Genomic DNA, 19,978 nt, shown 5'->3' on the forward strand with positions numbered 1-19,978 from the left:
CCGTGATGCAAAGACTGCTGCAAAGCCGTGGCCTCGCCCAGATTGTCGCCTTGCTGGTGATCCTTGCGATCGACCGCGCGGTCTCGCCGCAATTCTTCGATGTGCGGATGCAGGATGGACGGCTGTTCGGCAGCCTGATCGACGTCTTGAACCGCGGCGCGCCGGTCGCGCTGCTTGCGCTTGGTATGGTGCTGGTCATCGCCACGCGCGGTATCGATCTGTCGGTGGGAGCGGTCATGGCGATCGCCGGCGCCATTGCCGCGAGCCTGGCCGACACCTACGGCCTGCCACTGGCGCTTGCCGCCGCGCTCGGCGCCGGGTTGCTGTGCGGGTTGTGGAACGGCTTCCTTGTTGCGGTGCTCGGCATCCAGCCGATCGTCGCCACGCTGATCCTGATGGTGGCGGGCCGCGGTGTTGCGCAGCTTGTTACCGAGGGGCGGATCGTCACCTTCACCGCGTCCGATCTGGTCTGGCTCGGTAACGGCGCCGTGCTCGGCGTGCCGACGCCGGTCGCGGTCGTTCTCGGCATGCTGGTTGTCACCGGCGCGGTGGTCCGCGGCTCGGCGCTCGGCCTGTTGATCGAGGCGACCGGCGGCAACGCAAGGGCGAGCGAACTGGCGGGGATCGGCACCCGCGGCATGATCCTCGCGGTCTATGTTTGGTGCGGCCTGTGCGCGGCGCTCGCCGGCGTTATCGCCGCCGCCGACATCATGGGCGCGGACGCCAACAATGCCGGGCTCTGGCTCGAGCTCGATGCCATTCTGGCCGTCGTGATCGGCGGCACTTCGCTGTTCGGCGGACGCTTTAGCCTCGTGCTGGCGATGGTCGGCGCACTAATCATTCAGGCCATGAACACCGGCATTTTGCTGTCGGGCTATCCGCCGGAGTTCAATCTCCTCGTGAAAGCGGCCGTCGTGTTGATCGTCCTGCTGCTGCAGTCGCCGCGCTTCGCCAGTGCCGGGGCCGTGCTGGGGAGGGCGCGACAATGAGGCGGCTGCCGCCGGTCGCGATAACGGCCATCGTTTTCGTCGTCGGATTTGCGCTCTGCACGGCGCAATTCCCCAATTTTGCTTCCACCCGCGTGGCGGCCAATCTGCTGACCGACAATGCCTTTCTCGGCATCGTCGCCACCGGCATGACCTTCGTGATCATTTCCGGGGGGATCGACCTGTCGGTCGGCTCGGTGATCGGCTTCACCACTGTGTTCGTCGCGCTGGCGATCGAGCGCCTCGGCGTGCCGCCGCTGGTAGCCTTCGCGGCGATCCTCTTGCTATGCGCCGCCTTCGGTGCGGCCATGGGCGCCATCATCCACGTCTTCGACATGCCGCCCTTCATCGTCACGCTGGCCGGCATGTTCCTCGCCCGCGGTGCCAGCTTCCTGATGTCGACGGAATCGACGCCGATCAGCGCGCCGCTCTATTCGACGGTGTCGGATTTCGCGCTGCGGCTGCCCGGGGGAGGCCGGCTCACCGCCATTGCCCTGATCATGCTCGCGGTGGTTGCGGCGGGCGCCGTGTTGCTGCATTTCACCCGCTTCGGGGCCAATGTCTATGCGCTCGGCGGCAGCCGCGCGACCACCGCGCTGATGGGCATACCGGTCGGATCGATGACGGTGCGCATCTACATGCTGTCGAGCATGCTTGCGGGGCTCGCCGGCATTGTGTTCTCCTTCTACACTGCGGCGGGCTATTCCTTGTCCGCGGTCGGCGTCGAACTCGATTCGATTGCGGCCGTGGTGATCGGCGGCACCTTGCTGACCGGCGGTCAGGGATCGGTGGTCGGCACGTTGCTCGGCGTGCTGATTCAGGGCCTGATCCAGACCTACATCAATTTCGATGGAACCTTGTCGAGCTGGTGGACCAAGATCGTGACCGGTATGCTGCTTTTCGCTTTCATCGCCCTGCAGCAGGCCATGCTCGGCATCTCCCGCCGCGCCGGCCCCCGTAAGGCAGGAGTTCTCAAATCATGACCTCCCGGCTTGTCGTCATCCCGACGCGGCGCGCGCATTCCAACCACGCCGAGGTCGCCCGCAGCATCGGCGTCGACATCATCGCTGGCCGCTACGCCGAAGGCGTCCGCCTTCCGGGCGATGCCGAGCTCACGGCGATGTTCGGCGTGTCCCGGCCGGTCTTGCGCGAGAGCGTCAAAACCCTGGTTGCCAAGGGGCTGCTCACCACCAAGGCGCGGGTCGGCACGGTGGTGCGCGAGCGCGGCGCCTGGAACATGTTCGACGCCGACGTGCTGGCCTGGCATCTCGATGCCGGCATCGACCGGCGCTTTCTCAACGATCTCGCCGAAATCCGGCTCGCGGTCGAACCGCGGGCGGCTGCGCTCGCCGCTAGCCGCCGCTCGGAGGCCGACATCGCCGAACTCAATCGGAGCATGGAGCGTATGCGGCGTGAGGCTTCCGACTCCGTCGGTTTTGCCGACGGCGATCTTGCCCTGCATCTGGCCGTCGCCAACGCGTCCGGCAATCTGTTCATGCGCTCGATCGGCAACGTCATCGAGGCGGCGTTGCGCGCTTCGTTCCTGCTCAGCGCCCCGGTCGAAACGCAGGACCGCGAGACCGTGCTGCTGTGGCATCAGCGCATCGTCGATGCGATCGCCAGCGGCGATGCCGAGGCAGCCACCGCAGCCATGACCGAGGTGATCCACAACGGATTGCGCCGTCATGAGGACGTTTCGCCATCGTCCGGCGCCGCGCCTGCGGTCTCCGCGGTGGTCGAGCCTGGAGAGCAATCATGAGCCCGCTTCGCGTCGCCATCGTCGGCTTCGGCAAGATCGCACGCGACCAGCACGTGCCGGCGATTGCTGCAACCGACGGCGTCGAGTTGGTTGCCGTCGCGAGCCGCAATGCCTCGCTTTCCGGCGTGGCGCATGCGGCGACGCTCGATGAGCTCCTGCGCGACGGTCCGCCGATCGACGCGGTAGCGCTGTGCACCCCGCCGCAGGTTCGCCACGCGCAGGCGGCAACGGCCCTTGCTGCCGGCAAGCATGTGATGCTGGAAAAGCCGCCCGGCGCCACGGTGGCTGAGATCAATCCGCTCGTGACCGCCGCGAGGACCGCGCAACGCACGCTGTTCGCCACGTGGCACTCGCGCTTCGCTCCGGCCGTCGAGCCTGCGCGGCAATTGCTGGCCGGGAGGAAGGTCACGGCTGTCAAAATTACCTGGAAGGAAGACGTGCGGGTCTGGCATCCCGGACAGGCCTGGATCTTTGAGCCGGGCGGGCTCGGCGTGTTCGACCCCGGCATCAACGCGCTTTCGATCCTGACGCGTATCTTGCCGCAGCCATTGTTCGTGACCTCGGCTGATCTCGCGTTCCCCGCCAATCGCGACGCGCCGATCGCCGCGACCCTTGCACTCAGTGACGCACAGGGGCTGAAGATCATGGCCGAGTTCGACTTCCGCCAGACCGGTCCGCAAAGCTGGGACATTGATCTCGATACCGACGGCGGTCCGGTCACCCTTTCCATGGGCGGGGCGAGGTTGAGGGCAGGGGGCGTTGAGCTCGTCGATGCCGCTGAGGCCGAGTATGCCGGGCTCTATCACCGCTTTCGCGAACTCGCTGCAACCGGCGACAGCGACGTTGATCTTGCGCCCCTGCAACTCGTCGCCGATGCGTTCCTGCTGGGGCGCCGCCGCACGGTTGAGCCATTCGAGGACGAGACATGAACACGCCGTCCGTTCGTCGCGTGGCGCGCTCCCACTTCGGTGTCCTGCCTGACGGCAGCGAAGTCGAGCGTATCGTCTTGCAATGCGATGGCGGGCTGGAAGCGCGCATCATCACCTATGGTGCAAGCCTGCAGGCCTTGCTGGTGCCGGATGTCGCCGGACGTCGCGACGACATCGTGCTTGGTCACGACGCCTTCGAGGGATATCTCGCCCGGCGGCAGTTCTTCGGCGCCACCGTCGGGCGTTACGCCAACCGTATCGCCGGCGCGCGCTTTGCGCTCGATGGCACTGAGGTGCAGCTCGCGGCCAACAACGGCCCCAATGCGTTGCATGGCGGGCTGGAGGGCTTCGATCACCGCAACTGGCGGATTGCCGGGATCGAGGACGGAGACCGTCCGGCCGTGACGCTCGCCTACACCAGCGCCGATGGCGAGGAGGGATATCCCGGCGCGCTCGATGTGGAAGTGACCTGGCGTCTCACCGGGCCGATGGAACTCTCGCTGGACATGACGGCGCGGACCGATCGTCCCACCGTGGTCAATCTCACCAATCACAGCTTTTTCAATCTGGCGGGTGCGTGCTCCGGCCAGAACATTCTCGATCACCGCCTCACCGTGGCGGCGGATCATTTCCTTGCCATCGATGCCGGCGCGATCCCGCTGCCGCAGCCGCCCACTGCGGTTGCCGGTACGCCTTTCGACTTCCGTGCAGGCGTGGAGATCGGCGCCCGTATCCGCAATGACCATCCGCAGCTCCGTGTTGGCCGCGGTTATGACCATAATTTCTGCCTCGCGCCGCCAAGTGGCGAGCCTCGCTTCGCCGCGCGGCTCGCAGCGCCAACATCCGGCCGCGTCCTCGAACTATTCACCAACCAGCCCGGGCTACAGGTCTATTCCGGAAACTTTCTCGACGGCTCCACCGCTGGAAAAGGCGGCCGCCTGTATCGGCAATCCGATGCCATCTGCCTCGAGCCGCACGCGTGGCCCGATACGCCCAATCGACCGGACTTCCCGACGGCACGGCTTTCGCCGGGCGAGGTCTATCGCCACTCCACGCTGTATCGCTTCACGCATGCGATCGAAGGCGCAATCGGGACACAATCCGTGGTAGAGTTGCCCGGGGAGAGCGGGCGATGATTGGTGGTTGCAAGAAGGAAGACGTGCCGACGACCGTTCTCTGCAGCGAGCGGTGCCATCTTGGCGAAGGGCCGACCTACGACGTCGCCACCGATACCGCGTGGTGGTTTGATATCATCGGGCGCCGGCTGTTCGAGGCGCAGCTCGATACCGGGCGGACCACCATCCATTCCCTCGGAGTGATGGGCAGCGCGCTTGGGCGGATCGACGCGCATCGGCAGTTGCTCGTCGCTGATGACGGCCTCTATATGCGCGGTACCGCGGATGGACGGATGACGCTGTACCGCCCGCTGGAAGCCGACAATGCCGCGACGCGTTCGAACGATGCACGGGTACACCCGTCCGGCACCTTCTGGATCGGCACCATGGGCCGCCAGGCCGAGCGCGGACTGGGCGCCATCTATGCGCTGCACGGCGGCGAGCTATCGCGCCTTTATGATCACATCACGATTCCCAACGCGATCTGCTTCTCGCCGGATGGAACCATCGGCTATTTCGCCGACACCGCGGAGAACGTGCTGTTCCGCGTCGAGCTCGATGCTGCGACCGGCCTGCCATGCCGAGAGCCGAGCGCGCTGGTTACCCGGCGGGGCAGCGGCGGCATCGACGGTGCGGTGGTCGATGCCGACGGGCTGATCTGGAACGCGCGCTGGGGTGGCGGCTGCATTGACGTCTATAGCCCGCAAGGCGAGCATCTGCGCAGTCTCCGCGTTCCGGCACGGCAATCGAGCTGTCCCGCTTTTGTCGGCCGAGATTTTTCGCGCCTGCTCGTTACCTCGGCCTGGCAGGGAATGGGGGAGGACGCGAAACGCGCCGACCCCGATCATGGCCGCACCTTCCTGCTCGACGTTGCAGCGCGTGGCCGCCCTGAACCAGACGTCAAACTTGCAACGGATTGATGGAGGAATACGAGGCGCGGCACAAACGCGCAGAGCGACAGAGTTTCGAGAACCGCAGCCAGCGGTCTGAAAATCCAGGAATCACAGATCCTCGGCGATCAAGGGAGAGAAGCATGATTAGTCTGAAAACCACATTGTCGGCCTTGGCGCTGGCAGCGACCATGGCGACGACGGCGGTGACCGGCGCGTTCGCCCAAAGCAAGGGGACGGTCGGCATCGCGATGCCGACCAAATCGTCGGCGCGCTGGATCGACGACGGCAACAACATCGTCAAGATCCTGAAGGAGCGCGGCTACGGCACCGACCTGCAATATGCCGAGGACGACATTCCGAACCAGCTCTCGCAGGTCGAAAACATGGTGACCAAGGGCGCCAAGGTGCTGGTGATCGCGGCGATCGACGGCACCACACTATCCGACGTGTTGAAGCAGGCCAAGGCCAAGGGGATCATCGTGATCGCCTATGACCGGTTGATCCGCGACACGCCCAATGTCGACTACTATGCCACCTTCGACAACTTCCAGGTCGGCGTGCTGCAGGCCCAATCGATCGAGCAGAAGCTGGGCTTGAAGGAAGGCAAGGGGCCCTTCAACATCGAACTGTTCGGCGGCTCGCCGGACGACAACAACGCCTACTTCTTCTACAACGGCTCGATGTCGGTGCTGCAGCCCTATATCGACAACGGCAAGCTGGTGATTGGCAGCGGCCAGAAGGGCATGGACAAGGTCTCGACCTTGCGCTGGGACGGCGCCACCGCCCAGGCACGGATGGACAACCTGCTGAGCGCGTTCTACGGCCGCAAACGGGTCGATGCGGTGCTCTCGCCCTATGACGGCCTTTCCATCGGCATTCTCTCTTCGCTGAAGGGCGTCGGCTACGGCAGCGGCAACATGCCGATGCCGATCGTCAGTGGCCAGGATGCCGAGGTGCCGTCGATCAAATCGATGCTGCGCGGCGAGCAGTATTCGACCATCTTCAAGGACACCCGCGATCTCGCCCGAGTCACCGCCGACATGGTGGACGCAGCCCTCAGCGGCAAGGAAGTCACCGTCAACGATACCAAGACCTACAACAACGGCGTCAAGGTGGTACCGTCCTATCTCCTGAAGCCCGTCGTCGTCGACAAGAGCAACTGGGAGAAGGTGCTGATCGACAGTGGCTATTACAAGAAGTCACAGATCGACTGAGCAGGACGGCGGCGCCGGCGATAACCGGCGTCGCCACTTGCCTGTCTGTGCGGCGGGCAGAGAGATAAAGGATATGATGGCGCGATGACCGCAATTCTGGAAATGCGCGGTGTGAGCAAGAGCTTTGCCGGCGTGCAGGCACTGCGCGACGTCAATTTCACGGTGGAGGCGGGGCAGATCCATGCGCTGGTCGGCGAGAACGGCGCCGGCAAGTCGACCCTGATGAAGGTCCTCAGCGGCGTCTATCCCCACGGCGATTACGAAGGCAGCATCATATTCGACGGCGAGGAGCGGCGCTTTCGCGACGTCAATGATTCCGAGGCTCTCGGCATCATCATCATCCATCAGGAGCTGGCGCTGATTCCGCTGATGTCGATCGCGGAGAACATCTTCCTGTCGCATCCGCCCTCGCGTCTCGGCGTGATCGACCGCGACACGGTTTACCGCCGCACTCAGGAACTGCTGGCCCAGGTCGGCCTCACAGACTTGCCCGATACGCTGGTGACGGACCTCGGTGTCGGCAAGCAGCAACTGGTGGAGATCGCCAAGGCTTTGTCCAAGAGGGTACGATTGCTGATCCTCGACGAGCCGACCGCCAGCCTGAACGAGAACGATAGCGCTGCATTGCTGGACCGGCTGCTTGCCTTCCGCGCCCAGGGCATCGCCTCGATCCTGATCTCGCACAAATTATCGGAGGTCGCCCGCGTCGCTGACCGGATCACGGTGCTGCGCGACGGCCGCACCGTCGACAGCATCGATTGCCGGGCCGAGCCGGTGGAAGAGGACCGAATCATCAGAAGCATGGTCAATCGCGACCTTGCGCATCGCTTTCCGCAACGCAGCGCAACCATCGGCGCACCGGTCTTCGCCGTGCAGGACTGGACGGTGCATCACCCGTTGCACAGAGATCGCCGGGTTATCAAGGGCGTCGATTTCGAAGTCCGGCGCGGCGAGGTGGTTGGAATCGCCGGGCTGATGGGCGCCGGCCGTACCGAATTCGCCATGAGCCTGTTCGGTCGCGCCTGGGGGGAGCGGATCAGCGGGCGTATCTGGCTCGACGGAAGGGAGGTCAACCTGACGAGCGTGGCGGCGGCGATCGACGCTGGCCTTGCTTACGTCACCGAGGATCGCAAGGAGCTCGGCCTGATCCTGGATGCCGACGTCCGCAAGAACATCACGCTGGCGAGCCTTGGCCGCGTGGCGCGGCAGGGCAGGATCGATGACATGTCCGAGCTGCGTGTCGCGAGCGAGTACCGCAACCGGATGCGGATTCGCTGTTCCGACGTCTATCAGGAGACCGGCCAGCTCTCCGGCGGCAATCAGCAGAAGGTGGTGTTGTCGAAATGGCTGATGACCGATCCGAAAGTATTAATCCTCGACGAGCCTACGCGCGGCATCGATGTCGGGGCAAAATACGAAATCTATTGTATCATCAACGAGCTTGCCGAGGCAGGCAAGGGCGTGGTGATGATCTCGTCGGAAATGCCGGAACTGCTCGGGGTTTGCGACCGCATCTGCGTGATGAATGACGGCGCTTTGGTCGGAGAATTCGCCGCCGCCGAGGCCACCCAGGAAAGGATCATGCGCGCCATCATGCGCAACAAGGAAATGCACAAGAAAGTACTTCAGGGAGATTTGCGGCCATGACCGACAAGACGGTTGCGCTGCCCGGGCACGCCGGCTTCATCAAGAACAATTTGCGCAACTACGGCATGCTGCTGTCGCTGTTTGCGATCATGCTGTTTTTCCAGGTCATGACCGACGGCACGCTGCTGCAGCCGCTGAACCTGACCAATCTGGTGCTGCAGAACAGCTACATCGTGATCATGGCGCTCGGCATGCTGCTGATCATCGTCACCGGCCACATCGACCTGTCGGTCGGCTCGGTGGCGGGCTTTGTCGGCGCCGTCGCAGCCGTGCTGATGGTGCGCTATCACATTGCCTATCCGCTGGCCTTCATCGCCTGCCTGCTGGTGGGCGCCCTGATCGGCGCTGCGCAAGGCTATTGGGTTGCCTATTTCAAGATCCCGTCCTTTATCGTGACGCTGGCCGGCATGCTGGTGTTCAAGGGGCTTGCGCTTGCCATCCTGGCGGGTCAGTCGGTCGGGCCATTTCCGCCGACTTTCCAGAAGCTGTCCTCGGGCTTCATCCCGGAACTGTTTCCCGGCGCCGGCACGCTTTATCCGACGTCACTCTTGATCGGTGCGGTATTGGCGGTGGCGCTGGTCTATACCAGTGCCAAGAGCCGGGCGCGGCAGGCCTCGCATGGCATCGAGGTCGAGCCGTTTGGTTTCTTCGTCGCCAAGAGCGCAGTGCTGTTCGCCGTGATCGTGTTCTTCGCGGGCCTGATCGCCTCGCATCGCGGCCTTCCCAATGTACTGGTGATCATGACGGCGCTGATCGCGCTCTATGGCTTCGTCACCACGCGCACCGTGATCGGCCGCCACATCTATGCCATCGGCGGCAACGCCAGGGCCGCCAGCCTGTCCGGCATCAAGACCGAACGGCTGACGTTCCTGACCTTCGTCAATATGGGCGTGCTGGCGGCTCTCGCCGGTCTCGTGTTCGCCGCGCGGCTTAATACCGCGACGCCGAAGGCCGGCGCCGGCTTCGAGCTCGACGTCATCGCCGCCTGTTTCATCGGCGGCGCGTCCGCCTATGGCGGCGTCGGCAAGGTCGGCGGCGCCGTGATCGGCGCCATGATCATGGGCGTCATGAACAACGGCATGTCGATCCTCGGCATCGGCATCGACTACCAGCAGGTGATCAAGGGCCTGGTGCTGCTCGGCGCCGTCTGCCTGGACGTCTACAACCAGCGACGATAGGGCGTTGCGGCTACGCGGCCGCGAGCTCCCGCTTCGCGAACTCGCTGGTTTTGAGACGCGCGACGAGTGCCGCCACTTCCTCGGTCTCGGCGGGCGTCAGGTCCGTCAGTGGCGAACGCACATGGCCGCTGTCACGGTCGATCACCCTCATCCCCGCCTTGATGATCGAGACAGCGTAGCCGCGTTTGCGATTGCGGATCGCGATCAAGGGGAGGATGAAATCGCGCAGCCCTGCCTGCACCGTCTCGCGGTCGCGGCGGCGCACGGCCGCGTAGAACTTGGTCGAGAACTCCGGGACGAAGTTGAATACCGCGGAGGAATAAGTGGTTACGCCCATTTCCAGATAGGGCAGTGCAAAAGTCTCGGCCGTCGGCAATCCGCCGATGTAGGTCAGCCGGTCGCCCATGCGCAGGTGGATGCGGGTCATCAGCTCGATGTCGCCGATACCATCTTTATAGCCGACCAGGTTGGGGCAGCGCTGGCACAGTCTCTCGAGCGTATCCTCGTTCAGGATCGCATTATCGCGGTTGTAGACGATGACACCGAGCTTGGTCGCGTTGCACACCGCTTCGACATGGGCGGCCAGTCCTTCCTGTTCCGAAAAGACCAGATAGGGCGGCAGCAGCAGCAAGCCGTCGGCGCCGGCCGCCTCGACCCCAATGGCAAGTTGCGTCGCCACCGCGGTGCCATGGCCGATCCCGGCGAGCACCGGCACGCGTCCCTTGGTCTCGTCCACAGCCGTGGCCACGACCTTCGCGACCTCGGCCGGGCTCAGCGAGAAGAATTCGCCGGTGCCGCCGGCGGCAAACAGGCCCGCTACCTCATACCCGCACAGCCAGTCGAGATTGGAGCGGTAGCGGGTCTCGTTGAACGTGTTGTCGGGCCGAAATGGTGTAACGGGGAACGACAGCAGGCCATCGCCGATCCGGCTGGCCATCTCCTTGGGGGTCATCTTGCTCATGCTCTGATCCTTCAGCGGCTTACGCCGAAGGATTAATGCAAGATGCCCACGGACGGAGACCCAATCACTGTATCGATCGATCCATTGATTGCATCGAGCCGGGTTGGCCGGCAAGGTCTCGGGCAATGCCGGCAATGACGGGGAGAAGCGGATTGTCATTGTCGCCGCGCCGGACAAAGAACAATTCGGCCGGGCGCTGCCACTGCATCAGGACGGGCCGCAGCACGACGCCGCTGAAGCGCAGGTTAGCTGCGGTCTCGGGGACTAACGCCACGCCGACACCCGAATGCACCATGGCAAGGATCGAATGGATCTGCGCAAGATGCTGCGCGTAATTCGGCACCAGATTTGCGCGTGAGAACAGCTCGACCAGGAGATCGTGGAAATAGCGGGCTTCATAGGGTTCGTACATGATGAAGGGCTCGCTTGCGAGATCCTCCAGACGTAGCTCGTCCGCCTGAACCAGCGGATGGTCGCTCGGCAGTGCCGCGACCAGCGGCTCCGCCGTCACGCGGAAGGCGTCAAGACCACCGCGCGGTATTGGCGGGCGGAGCAGGCCGATATCGATCTCGCCGGAATCGAGCCGCTTGAGTTGGTCGCTGGAGACCATTTCCTTCAGCGATATCTCGATATCGGGAAGTTCACGCCGGCAGGCCGCGACCAGCGCCGGCACGTAGCTGTAGGCGGATGTGGCCGTGAAGCCGATATTGATCGATCCGGCCTTGCCGCTTGCCATCCGCCGGGCCAGCACGGCCGCGCTTTCCGCCAGCTTGAGGAGATGCCGCGCATCGATCAGAAAACGCTGGCCCGCCGGCGTCAGCCGGACGGCGCGGTTGCTGCGCTCTAGTAGCGTCACATCGAGGACGCGTTCGAGAATCTGGATCTGTCGGCTGAGCGGCGGCTGCGTCATGTTCAGCCGCTGCGCCGCGCGCCCGAAATGCAGTTCTTCCGCAACTGCAACAAAGCAGCGCAACTGGCTCAGCTCAAACATGAAATCTGTATCTTCAACCTGAGACGAAGGGCCGGTGACCGGCCGGATGTCCGACTTCTACCGGCTGATGCGCGGCCGATCCATCCAAAAAAGGTATCGACCTATCCGCAGACTAATTCATAGGCCACCCTGCCCATGACCTATCATTCCTCCCCAACGCTGCCTCGAAGGTCTGCAGCCTGCCGGTGAAAACGGCGGGATCGCGCGGAATTGCGCTTTGAAACGGAGGAACGACCGATGTCTATGCCATCTCTCGCCCGGGCGATTGCCGCCGCTGTCCTTACGGTGTGTGCCTTGGCGCCAAGCGGAGCCGGCGCTCAGAATTTTGAGCGGCCCGTGCGGCTGATCGTGCCGTTCGCTCCCGGCGGCACCTCGGACATTTTGGCGCGCCTGATCAGCCCAAAACTATCCGCCGCCATCGGTCAGTCGGTCGTGGTCGAGAACAAGCCGGGCGCAGCGGGCAATCTCGGGGCCGACGCCGTCGCCAAGGCGCAGCCCGACGGCCACACCCTGTTGCTGATGGATGTCGGATCGCTGGCGACGGCGCCCAGCCTGTTCTCCGATCTCACGTTCGACGTTCAGAAGGACCTCGCGCCGATTTCCATGGTGATGTTCGGCCCCTATGTTCTGGCCGTCCATGAATCGGTCCCGGCGAAGACGTCCAAGGAGCTGATCGAATACGCCAAGGCCAATCCGAACAAACTCACCGTGGCCAATTCCGGCGTCGGCGGCGCCAATCATATCACCGCCGTGGTGATGGCGAAGGAACTGGGAATTCAGTGGAAGAACGTTCCCTACAAGGGCGGGGCGGCCGCCTCGCGCGCCGTCGTGTCCGGGGAGAGCGGCGTGATCATCAACGGCGCTGCGGCGACGATGCCCTTTGTGGTAAACAAGCAGCTTGTCGGACTTGCCGTCACCGGCGAGCAGCGGATTGCCTCGGCTCCCGATCTGCCGACTTTCAAGGAGGCGGGCCTGCCCGGCGGCGATGCCGGGACCTGGCAGGGCATCCTGACCACCGGTGGCACGCCGCCCGCCATGGTCGCGCGATTGAACGCCGAAATCCGCAAGATCCTGGAGCTGCCCGAGATTCAGCAGAAGATCGCCGAGCAGGGTGGCGTGGTGCGCGCCCAATCGCCGGAGGAATTCCGCAACTGGCTCAAGGACGCGACGACGCGCTGGGGCACGATCATTCGCGAGGCCGGCATCAAGGGCAGCTAAGGGCGGGCCGATGACGCGTTCCCGGATCGACGTGCAGGACCTGCTGTTTGGCCTGTTCCTCGTGGCGGTGGCGACGGGTACGCTCGTCGCCACGCGTAATCTGACGGTCGGTCACGCCGCCGATATGGGTCCGGGCTATATGCCCCGCGTCGTCGCACTCGCGCTGATGGCGTTCGGTCTTTTCTTCAGCGGACGTGGGCTCTGGCGCGCGGGTCGCGGCATCGCGCCCATTCAGTTGCGCCCGCTGCTGGCGATCCTTGCTTCTGTCGGCGTTTTCGCGCTGACGGCGGAGCGGTTGGGCCTCGCGATCGCCTCCGTCGCCGCCGTAATTCTCGCCAGCTTCGCCACCCGAGAAGGCCGGCTTGTCGAGACCGTGGCATTTGCCATCGTGCTTTCGGGCGCCGCCGTTCTTCTGTTCGTCAAGTTGCTGGGCTTGCCGATCCCGATCTGGCCCCGCTAGGGCGGCACGCTTCGCAGGCAGACGCATATGGAACTGTTTGACAATTTGCTGATGGGTCTTTCGACGGCCCTTCAACTCAACAATTTGATTTTCTGCCTGATCGGCGTGGTCATCGGGACCGCAATCGGCGTGCTGCCCGGCATCGGTCCGATTCCAACGGTGGCGTTGCTGTTGCCCTTCACCTTCGGCCTGTCGCCTGCGAGCGCCATGATCATGCTGGCCGGCATCTTCTACGGCGCGCAGTATGGCGGTTCGACCACCGCCATCCTGGTCAATGTGCCGGGCGAGACGTCGTCGGTCGTCACCTGTATCGACGGTCACGAGATGGCCAAGCAGGGCAGGGCCGGAACCGCGCTGGCCATTGCCGCGATCGCCTCGTTCTTTGCCGGCACGATGGCGACGATCGTGATCGCGGTACTCAGCGTGCCGTTGTCGGTGCTGGCACTCAAATTCACAGCGGTCGAATATTTCAGTCTCCTCGTGCTCGGCCTGATTGCCGCGGTCGTGCTCGCGCATGGTTCGGTTGCCAAATCGCTGGCAATGGTGCTGCTGGGGCTGTTGCTCGGCCTCGTCGGGATCGATGTCTCCTCGGGCGTCGCACGCATGACCTTCGGCATCGCCGCTCTATCGGATGGTCTTGATTTCGTGCCGATCGCGATGGGCCTGTTCGGGCTGGGTGAAATCATCGCCAATCTGGAGAGACCCGCCGAGCGCCGCGTCGTCAGCCAGTCGATCCGCAGCCTGATCCCGAGCTGGGTGGACTTGCGGGCGGCCTTTCCGGCCGTGGTGCGCGGCACGGCGCTGGGCTCTGTGCTCGGGGTATTGCCCGGCGGCGGTGCTGCGCTTCCGCCGTTCTCCTCCTACGCGCTGGAGAAGAAGCTCGCCCGCGATCCCTCACGCTTCGGCAAGGGCGCCATCGAGGGCGTTGCCGGTCCGGAGGCCGCCAACAATGCCGGCGCCCAGACCAGCTTCATTCCGCTCTTGACGCTCGGCATTCCCGCCAACGCTCTGATGGCGCTGATGATCGGCGCGCTGATGATGCAGGGCATCCAGCCCGGCCCGCAGATCATGACCGAGCAGCCGAAGCTCGTCTGGGGCGTCATCGCCAGCATGTGGGTCGGCAACCTGATGCTGCTGATCATCAACCTGCCGCTGATCGGCCTGTGGGTCTCGATGCTGAAGATACCCTATCGCCTGCTGTTTCCCGCCATCGTGCTGTTCTGCTGCATCGGCACTTACGGGATCGCCAACAGCCTGTTCAATGTCTGGCTGATGATGGGCTGCGCCTTGATCGGCTATTTCTTCATCAAGATCGGCGTCGAGCCGGCGCCGCTCCTGCTTGGCCTCGTGCTCGGTCCGCAATTGGAAGAAAACTTCCGGCGCGCGATGTTGATCGCTGATGGCGATTTCACCGTCTTTCTGTCGCGGCCGATCAGCGCGGTCATCCTCGCAGTCGTCGCCGCCTTGTTGCTGGCAATGCTTTCGCCGGCAATTCTGAGAACGCGGAAAGAGGCGCTGGCGCAATGAGCGGTGTGGGCGTTAGAGCGTTTTCCAGCGAAGTGGACACCGGTTCGCGTCAAGAAAACGCGTCAAAACAAGAATCTAGAGCCCGGTTCTGATTCAATCAGAACCGAAAGCGCTCTAGTCGCGCAATTGCCAGCGGCCGATGACCCGAAACCGCGAATTCGCATTGTCCTGACGACACAAGGCGATGGCGTCGATCGCGATCGGGCCGATGCCAGTTGTCGAAAACCTGCTGCGCAGCATTGCCACAATCGGCTCGCGCCGTTCGGCGGGAAGCCGTCCCGTCAGCGTCATGTGGAAGCGAAATTCTTCGAAGACGTAAGGGTAGCCCCAGCGGTCGAGATAGTCGCGCTGCCGCGGCGTCAGCGCCTCCGGACTTCGCCGCGCGCGATCTTCCGGGCTGAGGGGAGCACGGAACGAATCGAATGCCCTGGTCGCCTGGGCGGCAAGCAGGTCGAGATCTGCCGACCGTTCGCCGGGAATGACCGCAATGAAGCCGCTGATCGAATCGACGACCGGTTGGATCACGGGCACTGGCCGAGCCAGATCGGCGAACAATTCGCACGCCGCAGCAAGCTGCGCCTCGGCCTTGCCGTCGGCCAGCGCTATCGGCGCCTTCAGCGTGGCGTGAAAGCCGTATTTGCGCGGATCGCGCGTCAGCTCGCGCCAGTCCAACGGGAGACCGTCCGGAAAGGACAGGTCTTCGCCGCTATGGGCATCGTAGCCGAGCAGCACGGCGCCGAACCGGTCGAGCGCGCTGTCAGGCCTGGCGGTGTAATAGATTGCGTAACGGGGGTGATTTGCCATTGCGCCAGAATAGGGCCGCCTCACGCGGCTGCAACCGCCTTGCGTGATGCTGCAGACGAATGGATGAGACGGTTCGCCTCCGTCAGATGTACAAGACGCCCCGCGGCAATGACGGCGACGATGCGCGGGCGCAATGGCACCGTGTCATCGACGAGAAGGATGTCGGCGCGCTGCCCCGAGGCGAGCGTGCCGCGATCGGCAAGGCCAGCGGCGCGCGCCGGTGCCGCCGAGATCAATTGCCATGCCGCGGCCAGCGGCAGAACGCCGTCGGCCGCAAGGCGGAACGCCGCCAATAGCGGCGCCGGATAATAATAGTCCGACGCAAGCACCGAACAGAGGCCCTTGGCGATCATGTCGGAGGCCCTGGTCCAGCCTGTATGGCTGCCGCCGCGCACGACATTGGGCGCGCCGAACACGATGAAGTCTCCGGCTTCGGCAGCATCGCGTGCAGTTTCCTCGTTGACCGGGAATTCGGCGATTGCAACGCCCTGCGCACGGAAGGCCTGCCGCATCGCCGGGCTTTCGTCGTCGTGGGAGAGCATCCGGACGTTTGCCGCGCGTGCTGCCTGCGCCAGCCGGGCGATCGAAGCCGGCACGTCGTGGCCGCGGCAGACCACACGTTCCACCAGGCGATCGAACGCCTCATCGCTGAGACCCGTGCGCTCGACCATTCGGCTGCGCTTTTGCGGCTTGGCGAGGCTGGCGACCGTCGAGTCCATGTGGTCGTTGAAGGCGAACAGGTCGACGCGTCCTTCCGAGAGCCAGCCGATGATTTCGCCTTCCGCGTCGAGATTGTAGGTCTCGTGCCGCAGATGGAAGCGGGTGTCGGCGGCGAGCTGCGGCCGCATCTGCTCGATCGCCTCCAGCAAGCGCCTGGCATTGTCGGCGCTGCGCAGGCCAGGCTCCCACGACCAGGTCGTGGCATGATAGACGGTCGTGATCCCGTTGCTGATCGCCTGCCGGTCGCTGTCAACAAGCGCCACATCGATCGGGAAATCGACCCCGGGGCGCGGCATCATCTGCCGCTCGAAGGCATCGCCATGCAGATCGACAATGCCCGGCAATACCAGGAGGCCATCGGCATTGACGCCGCCGATGCCGTGGTTGCTGTCCGCACCTACGGCTGCGATCTCGCGGCCAGCGATCCGCAATGAGGTTTCGACGATTTCGTGGCCGAGCAGGGCCCGGCCACCTTCGATGAACAGTTCAGTCACGATGCGGCACTCTGGTTGAATGAACGGCGAGTAGCTGCTGCGCCGGCTTCGTACTTTTCGAGAAAGCCCTCTACATCGAGCTTGCGGAAATCGGGCAGGGCGCGGCGAAGCGCCTCATGGTCCCAATCCCACCACGCGAGTTCCGCAAGCCGCCCCGCAATGGATTCCGGAAAACGCCGCTTGATCGGCCGTGCCGGATTGCCTGCAACGATCGTATAGGCGGGGACATCCTTGGTCACGATGGCGCCGGCCGCGACCACGGCGCCGGTGCCGATCGAGCGGCCAGGCAGAATAACCGCGCCATGGCCGATCCAGACATCGTGGCCGATATGGACGTGATGCTTGCGGCGCCACGCAAAAAACTCGGCATCGTCGCTCTCGCCCGAAAAGTAGCTGCTGGCGCGGTAGGTGAAATGCGCCTGCGAGGCCCGGTGCATCGGATGATTACCCGGGTTGATGCGCGTCATCGCCGCGATCGAACAGAATTTCCCGATCATCGTATAGGTGATCTGCGAGTCGTTCACGACGTAGGAATAATCGGCCATCGTGACCTCGAGCAGGATGGTCCGGGCGCCGACCTCGGTGTAGGCGCCGAGCTGGCAGTCGCGCACTGACGCGGTGGGGTCGACCAATGGTTCAGTGGAAAGCATCTTGCCGGCCAACGGTAACGTCCATCAACAATCGGGGAAAGGGGCACCGGCTCGTCTTCGATGCGCTTGATGACAAGATCATGACGGATGCGTGACGTCAGTCCCGCTGTGGACGAAGGCCCCCGTTCGGGCCGACTGTCACACAACTGTTGAATCCGGACGCTAGCGATGGCGGCGCTGTAGAGCAATACATGCTGCGTCGTTCTTGATGCACCCGGCGGATTCGCCGGAGTGATCGGACGTTGTTGAAGATCGCCAGGCAATTCATCTGACTGTCACAGGCCGTTGTTAGCGATCGTGACCGCAGACCCACGAGGAGCGTACCGCTTGACATCGCATGCCATGATCGATGCACGAGATATCTCGAAGTCCTATCAGCGTGGCGTGCCTGTTCTGAACGGCGTCACGCTGTCGCTGCGGCGCGGCGAAATGGTCGCGCTGATCGGTGCGTCAGGCTCCGGCAAGTCGACATTGATTCGTGCGATTGCCGGGCTGACGCCGATCGACGGCGGCCGCAATGGCGGAGGCGGCCGAATCGAAGTGATGGGCGAGCCGATCCAGCGGGGTGGCCGCCTCAACAAGAATCGCGGCCTGCGCGCGCGCATCGGCGTGATCTTTCAGCAATTCAATCTTGTGCCGCGGCTTTCGCTGCTGACCAACGTCTGCTTCGGACTGCTGGGGCGATTGCCGATCCTGCGCGGAACCCTTGGTCAATTCAGCGAGGCCGACAAACGCGTGGCCATGCAGGCGCTGGCGCGTGTGGGCATCGCCGAACATGCGCTCAAGCGCGCCAGCGAACTGTCCGGCGGCCAGCAGCAGCGCGCTGCCATCGCGCGTTCGTTAGTGCAGGGGGCCGAACTGTTGATCGCGGACGAGCCGATCGCCTCGCTCGATCCGGCCGCTGCGCGCCGCGTTATGGATTTGCTCGCCGACATGAACCGCAATGACGGCCTGACCGTGTTCATTTCGCTTCATCAGGTCGAATACGCTCTCAAGTATTGCGCGCGCACGATCGCGCTCAAATCCGGCAAGGTCGCCTATGACGGCCCATCCAGCGCGCTGACGCCGGCTTTCCTCAACCAAATCTATGGCGCGGAATCCGAGGAGCTGTTTCTGCCCTCGTTTGAGGAGCAGGCGCGGCTTGCGCAAGAACGCCGAGACAGCGACGAACGGTCAGTAGCGCGCGCGCCGGCGAACCCCCCGGCTTTTGAAGTCGAACGGCTGTCCGCTTGAAGGTACGACCTCGCGCTTGGCGCTACCGAAAATACAACGCGTTCAAAACAGGAGAAGCGATATGCGCAAGCTAGCTCTGATCGGCACGGCCTTGGCCGTGGCGGCAGGCATCTCGGCCAACGTTGCCCGCGCCGAGACGACTGAAATCAATTTCGGCATTATTGCGACCGAAGCGAGCACAAATCTCAAGACCGTCTGGGAGCCCTTCCTCGACGCGATGGCCAAAGGGACGGGCTTCAAAGTCAACGGCTTCTACGCCTCGGACTATGCCGGCGTGATCGAAGCAATGCGCTTCAAGAAGGTGCAATTGGCCTGGTTTGGCAACAAGTCGGCGATGGAAGCCGCCAACCGCTCGAACGGCGAGATATTTGCGAAGTCCGTCGATTCGGACGGCAACCCCGGTTACTGGTCGCATATCATCGTCCACAAGGACTCGCCGATCAAGAATCTGGAAGACGTCCTCAAATGCGACAAGTCGATCGACTTCAGCATCGGCGACCCGAATTCGACCTCGGGCTTTCTTGTCCCGACCAGCTACATTTTCGCTGCCAAGAACGTCGATCCGAAGGCTTGCTTCAAGACCGTTCGCAATGCCTCGCATGAGGCGAACGGCATGGCGGTGGCGAACAAGCAAGTTGATGCCGCAACGAACAACAGCGAAAGCCTGCGCCGTTTGGAAGTCACCGCTCCCGAAGCCCGCAAGAACATCCGTGTGATCTGGACCTCGCCGCTCATTCCGAGCGACCCGCTGCTCTGGCGCAAGGATCTGGCCGCAGACGTCAAAGCCAAGCTCTATACCTGGGTCTTGAGCTATGGCCGCATCGGAACGCCGGAAGAAATCGCATCCGCGAAGAAGGTTTTGTCTGGTCTGCAGTGGGCGCCGTTTATTCCGTCGTCGGACGACCAGTTGCTCCCGATCCGCGTCCTTGAAGCCAACAAGTCGATCATGAAGATCAAGGGTGACGCCAAGCTGTCGGCGGAAGAAAAAGCCACCAAGACCGCCTCGCTCGAGGCTGACATCAAGACGTACCAGCAAGCGGCCGACAAGGCCGAGCATGGCGCGTTCATGAAGCAGGTCGCGCCGTTCTTCGAGGCAGACAAGGCCAAGGATCAGGCCAAGCTCAAGAAGCTTATCGGCGAGCTTGCGGCGAACGCTGCGACTGCGCCTACCAACTGATGCTGACGAAGGGCGCCAGCCG

Annotated in this window: 19 protein-coding genes; 14 read left to right on the forward strand and 5 right to left on the reverse strand. The window is 63.7% G+C overall.

The window, feature by feature from the left end:
- The first annotated feature begins 5 nt into the window (after positions 1–5).
- From V1290_RS31875 to mmsB, 9 genes are all read left to right on the forward strand, one after another.
- A complete protein-coding gene (locus V1290_RS31875; RefSeq protein WP_334369238.1) occupies positions 6–989 on the forward strand; it encodes an ABC transporter permease in 984 nt (327 codons plus the stop codon).
- On the forward strand, positions 986–1,969 hold the full coding sequence (yjfF, locus tag V1290_RS31880) for a galactofuranose ABC transporter, permease protein YjfF (RefSeq protein ID WP_334368026.1): 984 nt from the start codon (positions 986–988) through the stop codon (positions 1,967–1,969). The genes V1290_RS31875 and yjfF overlap by 4 nt, the downstream gene beginning before the upstream one ends.
- Positions 1,966–2,745, forward strand: a complete 780-nt coding sequence (locus tag V1290_RS31885; RefSeq protein ID WP_334368027.1) for a FadR/GntR family transcriptional regulator — start codon at positions 1,966–1,968, stop codon at positions 2,743–2,745. Before yjfF ends, V1290_RS31885 begins: the two co-directional genes overlap by 4 nt.
- The gene (locus V1290_RS31890; protein ID WP_334368028.1) at positions 2,742–3,674 is read left to right on the forward strand and encodes a Gfo/Idh/MocA family protein; all 933 of its coding nucleotides are present in this window, start codon (positions 2,742–2,744) and stop codon (positions 3,672–3,674) included. Before V1290_RS31885 ends, V1290_RS31890 begins: the two co-directional genes overlap by 4 nt.
- Positions 3,671–4,810 carry an aldose epimerase family protein gene (locus V1290_RS31895; RefSeq protein WP_334368029.1) on the forward strand — a complete coding sequence of 380 codons (1,140 nt, stop codon included), beginning with the start codon at positions 3,671–3,673 and terminating at the stop codon, positions 4,808–4,810. Before V1290_RS31890 ends, V1290_RS31895 begins: the two co-directional genes overlap by 4 nt.
- The gene (locus tag V1290_RS31900) at positions 4,807–5,709 is read left to right on the forward strand and encodes an SMP-30/gluconolactonase/LRE family protein (RefSeq protein ID WP_334368030.1); all 903 of its coding nucleotides are present in this window, start codon (positions 4,807–4,809) and stop codon (positions 5,707–5,709) included. Before V1290_RS31895 ends, V1290_RS31900 begins: the two co-directional genes overlap by 4 nt.
- Positions 5,710–5,822: 113 nt before the next feature.
- Complete coding sequence (chvE, locus tag V1290_RS31905; RefSeq protein WP_334368031.1) at positions 5,823–6,896, forward strand: multiple monosaccharide ABC transporter substrate-binding protein; 1,074 nt, start codon at positions 5,823–5,825, stop codon at positions 6,894–6,896.
- 84 nt (positions 6,897–6,980) lie between these two features.
- Positions 6,981–8,543, forward strand: coding sequence for a multiple monosaccharide ABC transporter ATP-binding protein (gene mmsA, locus V1290_RS31910; protein ID WP_334368032.1), 1,563 nt, complete (start codon positions 6,981–6,983; stop codon positions 8,541–8,543).
- Positions 8,540–9,721: a multiple monosaccharide ABC transporter permease gene (gene mmsB / locus V1290_RS31915; RefSeq protein WP_213252346.1), complete on the forward strand. Its 1,182-nt coding sequence runs from the start codon at positions 8,540–8,542 to the stop codon at positions 9,719–9,721. The genes mmsA and mmsB overlap by 4 nt, the downstream gene beginning before the upstream one ends.
- Before the next feature lie 10 nt (positions 9,722–9,731).
- Here mmsB and kdgD read toward each other — a convergent pair whose 3' ends face one another.
- Together kdgD and V1290_RS31925 are read right to left on the reverse strand one after the other, a co-directional pair.
- Entirely contained in the window at positions 9,732–10,682 is a 951-nt protein-coding gene (kdgD, locus tag V1290_RS31920; protein WP_334368033.1) for a 5-dehydro-4-deoxyglucarate dehydratase, read from the reverse strand.
- A gap of 64 nt (positions 10,683–10,746) precedes the next feature.
- Positions 10,747–11,673 carry a LysR family transcriptional regulator gene (locus V1290_RS31925; RefSeq protein ID WP_334368034.1) on the reverse strand — a complete coding sequence of 309 codons (927 nt, stop codon included), beginning with the start codon at positions 11,671–11,673 and terminating at the stop codon, positions 10,747–10,749.
- Between the two features lie 237 nt (positions 11,674–11,910).
- Between V1290_RS31925 and V1290_RS31930 the strand changes: the two genes are divergently transcribed.
- The 3 genes from V1290_RS31930 to V1290_RS31940 are packed head-to-tail and all read left to right on the forward strand — an operon-like array spanning position 11,911 to position 14,878.
- On the forward strand, positions 11,911–12,891 hold the full coding sequence (locus V1290_RS31930) for a Bug family tripartite tricarboxylate transporter substrate binding protein (RefSeq protein WP_334368035.1): 981 nt from the start codon (positions 11,911–11,913) through the stop codon (positions 12,889–12,891).
- A gap of 31 nt (positions 12,892–12,922) precedes the next feature.
- Positions 12,923–13,351, forward strand: a complete 429-nt coding sequence (locus tag V1290_RS31935) for a tripartite tricarboxylate transporter TctB family protein (RefSeq protein ID WP_334368036.1) — start codon at positions 12,923–12,925, stop codon at positions 13,349–13,351.
- A 27-nt stretch (positions 13,352–13,378) separates the two neighbouring features.
- Positions 13,379–14,878: a tripartite tricarboxylate transporter permease gene (locus V1290_RS31940; RefSeq protein ID WP_334368037.1), complete on the forward strand. Its 1,500-nt coding sequence runs from the start codon at positions 13,379–13,381 to the stop codon at positions 14,876–14,878.
- 114 nt (positions 14,879–14,992) lie between these two features.
- Here V1290_RS31940 and V1290_RS31945 read toward each other — a convergent pair whose 3' ends face one another.
- From V1290_RS31945 to V1290_RS31955, 3 genes are read right to left on the reverse strand one after another with little or no spacing between them, the layout of a single operon-like run.
- Positions 14,993–15,682 (reverse strand): DUF1045 domain-containing protein, encoded by a 690-nt coding sequence (locus tag V1290_RS31945; protein ID WP_334368038.1) that lies wholly within the window; start codon positions 15,680–15,682, stop codon positions 14,993–14,995.
- Positions 15,683–15,702: 20 nt separating this feature from the next.
- Positions 15,703–16,896, reverse strand: a complete 1,194-nt coding sequence (locus tag V1290_RS31950) for an alpha-D-ribose 1-methylphosphonate 5-triphosphate diphosphatase (protein ID WP_334368039.1) — start codon at positions 16,894–16,896, stop codon at positions 15,703–15,705.
- Positions 16,893–17,558: a transferase hexapeptide repeat family protein gene (locus V1290_RS31955; protein WP_334368040.1), complete on the reverse strand. Its 666-nt coding sequence runs from the start codon at positions 17,556–17,558 to the stop codon at positions 16,893–16,895. Before V1290_RS31955 ends, V1290_RS31950 begins: the two co-directional genes overlap by 4 nt.
- 315 nt (positions 17,559–17,873) lie before the next feature.
- Between V1290_RS31955 and phnC the strand changes: the two genes are divergently transcribed.
- On the forward strand, positions 17,874–18,779 hold the full coding sequence (phnC, locus tag V1290_RS31960; protein WP_334368041.1) for a phosphonate ABC transporter ATP-binding protein: 906 nt from the start codon (positions 17,874–17,876) through the stop codon (positions 18,777–18,779).
- Positions 18,780–18,840: 61 nt separating this feature from the next.
- Positions 18,841–19,956, forward strand: coding sequence for a phosphonate ABC transporter substrate-binding protein (gene phnD / locus V1290_RS31965; protein ID WP_334368042.1), 1,116 nt, complete (start codon positions 18,841–18,843; stop codon positions 19,954–19,956).
- The last annotated feature ends 22 nt before the right edge of the window (positions 19,957–19,978 follow it).

This window comes from Bradyrhizobium sp. AZCC 1578 (assembly GCF_036924675.1).
Classification (GTDB): Bacteria; Pseudomonadota; Alphaproteobacteria; order Rhizobiales; family Xanthobacteraceae; genus Bradyrhizobium.